The sequence below is a fragment of the Vibrio sp. 811 genome (genome assembly GCF_033339195.1).
This window is the reverse complement of sequence record NZ_JAWOUB010000297.1, coordinates 1-780: the sequence shown is the minus strand read 5'-3', so window position 1 is coordinate 780 and position 780 is coordinate 1. Positions and strand designations below refer to the sequence as shown.

Genomic DNA, 780 nt, shown 5'->3' with positions numbered 1-780 from the left:
GTTGGGCCGAAAGAAACCATGTCCATGTTCGGGTAAGGCTCTTTAAATAGACCACATTCAAGACCTGCGTGAATAACCATGATGTTTGGTTTGTGACCGTAAATGCCTTCGTACATATCACGGAAAATCGCCATAATTTCTGAATCAGCGTCTGGTTTCCAACCAGGGTAAGCGCCTGAGAACTCAACTTGTGCCCCTGCGAGTTCAGCAACAGAGCGTAACATGCTCTCTACTTGGCTGCGGCCAGAGTCAATCAAAGAGCGAATCAGACACAGAACAGTCACGTTGTTTTCTTCAGTAGTGATCACGCCAACGTTCAGTGACGTTTCAACCACACCTGCAATTTCTTCGCTCATGCGCATCACGCCATTTGGACATGCGTTGAGAGCAGCAATAAAGCGTTGTTGATCCGCCGCGGTGAAGGCTTGTGATTCGGTTGCGATCTCTTCATTGAACGTCACAATGCCCGTTTCTACTTTGCCAAGCTCAGCTTTTAATAGCTCAGTGTAGTAGTTGAAAAGCTCTGCAAGTTTCTCTTGGTTTTCAGCAGGAACAGCAACTGTTACGAAAGCTTCGCGAGGAATAGCATTACGCAAACTACCACCACGGAATTCAACCAAGCGAAGATCCAACTCTTGTGCATGGCCCGCTAGGAATCGGCCAAGCAGTTTGTTGGCATTACCACGACCAGTGTGGATATCACAACCAGAGTGACCGCCTTTTAAACCCTTCAAGGTTAGCTGACGAGTCACAAAGCCAGTAGGGATCGCGTCGCGGTTG

The 780-nt window shown here is 48.2% G+C and carries 1 protein-coding gene; it reads right to left on the bottom strand.

The window, feature by feature from the left end; all coding sequences use genetic code 11:
• Positions 1-780 (bottom strand): peptidase dimerization domain-containing protein (locus tag R7Q46_RS26465; protein WP_318078124.1); only part of this gene is annotated, 780 nt, incomplete at both ends.